Here is a 2,643-nt window from a genome sequence, read left to right on the forward strand (position 1 = left end):
CCCGCACAAGCGGTGGAGCATGTGGTTTAATTCGATGCAACGCGAAGAACCTTACCTACTCTTGACATCCTCAGAAGCCGGAAGAGATTCTGGTGTGCCTTCGGGAACTGAGAGACAGGTGCTGCATGGCTGTCGTCAGCTCGTGTTGTGAAATGTTGGGTTAAGTCCCGCAACGAGCGCAACCCTTATCCTTGTTTGCCAGCACTTCGGGTGGGAACTCCAGGGAGACTGCCGGTGATAAACCGGAGGAAGGTGGGGACGACGTCAAGTCATCATGGCCCTTACGAGTAGGGCTACACACGTGCTACAATGGTGCATACAGAGGGCAGCGAGACCGCGAGGTGGAGCGAATCCCAGAAAGTGCATCGTAGTCCGGATTGGAGTCTGCAACTCGACTCCATGAAGTCGGAATCGCTAGTAATCGTGGATCAGAATGCCACGGTGAATACGTTCCCGGGCCTTGTACACACCGCCCGTCACACCATGGGAGTGGGCTGCACCAGAAGTAGATAGCTTAACCTACGGGAGGGCGTTTACCACGGTGTGGTTCATGACTGGGGTGAAGTCGTAACAAGGTAGCCCTAGGGGAACCTGGGGCTGGATCACCTCCTTACTGATGCTATGGATGCGAGTGTCCACACAGATTGCTACGGTCAAAGAAAAAGAACTGATGTGTCCCATTCGTCTAGAGGCCTAGGACACCGCCCTTTCACGGCGGTAACAGGGGTTCGACTCCCCTATGGGACGCCATTTTTAATCGCACTTTAGAGTGTTGTTAGAAATGGTGCTTCGAAAGAACATCACATGCTCTTTAACAATCTGGAAAGCTGACTAAACAACCTTTGTTTCTACGGAAATAAAGATTGTTTGTAAAAGTTCTCAAATGTTGACTCTTAAGAGTTAACACCAAACACATTCAAGTGTTCTTGGTTTCATTTCTCGATGAGAAATGAACAATATTTGAGTCCGGCGAAATCGTTCATGTAAATGAACACCTTGGTTGTTTGAACCTACGAAACCTCTTGGGGTTGTAGGGTTAAGTGACTAAGCGTACACGGTGGATGCCTGGGCAGTCAGAGGCGATGAAGGACGTAGTAACTTGCGATAAGCCCAGATAAGGCAGTAACAGCCACTTGAGTCTGGGATTTCCGAATGGGGAAACCCACTTACATAAGTAAGTATCATTAACTGAATCCATAGGTTAATGAGGCGAACTCGGGGAACTGAAACATCTAAGTACCCGAAGGAAAAGAAATCAATTGAGATTCCGGCAGTAGCGGCGAGCGACCCCGGACCAGCCCTTAAGCTTGTTGTGCGTTAGTGGAAGCCACTGGAAAGTGGCGCGATACAGGGTGATAGCCCCGTACACGACAACGCACAGTGAGTGAAAACGAGTAAGACGGGACACGTGTTATCTTGTCTGAAGATGGGGGGACCATCCTCCAAGGCTAAATACTCCTGACTGACCGATAGTGAACCAGTACCGTGAGGGAAAGGCGAAAAGAACCCCTGTGAGGGGAGTGAAATAGAACCTAAAACCGTGTACGTACAAGCAGTGGGAGCCCTATCACCAAAGTGCTTATCCGAGCATGAAGGTGACAGCGTGAAGTGAATTCACACTGTTGTCGTTGCGTTGTTTGCAACGACAAACCTCAAAAATCAAGCAGTAGGCTTGAGTGCTTTGGGATAGGGTGACTGCGTACCTTTTGTATAATGGGTCAGCGACTTACGTTATGTAGCAAGGTTAACCGCATAGGGGAGCCGTAGGGAAACCGAGTCTTAACTGGGCGTTCAGTTGCATGACGTAGACCCGAAACCGGGTGATCTAGCCATGGGCAGGTTGAAGATTGAGTAACATCAATTGGAGGACCGAACCGACTAATGTTGAAAAATTAGCGGATGACTTGTGGCTAGGGGTGAAAGGCCAATCAAACCCGGAGATAGCTGGTTCTCCCCGAAAGCTATTTAGGTAGCGCCTCGGACGAATACTACTGGGGGTAGAGCACTGTTAAGGCTAGGGGGTCATCCCGACTTACCAACCCTTTGCAAACTCCGAATACCAGTAAGTAGTATCCGGGAGACACACGGCGGGTGCTAACGTCCGTCGTGGAGAGGGAAACAACCCAGACCGCCAGCTAAGGTCCCCAAGTTATCGCTAAGTGGGAAACGATGTGGGAAGGCTCAGACAGCCAGGATGTTGGCTTAGAAGCAGCCATCATTTAAAGAAAGCGTAATAGCTCACTGGTCGAGTCGGCCTGCGCGGAAGATGTAACGGGGCTAAGCGATACACCGAAGCTGCGGCAGTGTGTTTAGGCACATTGGGTAGGGGAGCGTTCTGTAAGCCGTAGAAGGTGTGCTGTAAGGCATGCTGGAGGTATCAGAAGTGCGAATGCTGACATGAGTAACGATAAAGGGGGTGAAAAACCTCCTCGCCGGAAGACCAAGGGTTCCTGTCCAACGTTAATCGGGGCAGGGTAAGTCGGCCCCTAAGGCGAGGCCGAAAGGCGTAGTCGATGGGAAACGGGTTAATATTCCCGTACTGCTGATAACTGCGATGGGGGGACGGAGAAGGCTAGGTGGGCCACGGCGACGGTTGTCCTGGTTCAAGTGCGTAGGTAGGTGAGTTAGGCAAATCCGGCTCGC

General features: G+C 51.0%; 1 tRNA gene and 2 rRNA genes. All 3 read left to right on the plus strand.

The annotated features are described in order from the left end of the window. Window positions 1–613: ribosomal RNA gene (locus VHA_RS00005) — 16S ribosomal RNA — on the plus strand; the annotation flags it as partial. A 61-nt stretch (window positions 614–674) separates the two neighbouring features. Continuing rightward, a tRNA-Glu gene (locus VHA_RS00010) sits at window positions 675–750 on the plus strand. Between the two features lie 284 nt (window positions 751–1,034). Next, window positions 1,035–2,643, plus strand: a 23S ribosomal RNA gene (locus VHA_RS18975); the annotation flags it as partial.

Source organism: Grimontia hollisae CIP 101886, assembly GCF_000176515.1.
Taxonomy (GTDB): Bacteria; Pseudomonadota; Gammaproteobacteria; order Enterobacterales; family Vibrionaceae; genus Enterovibrio; species Enterovibrio hollisae.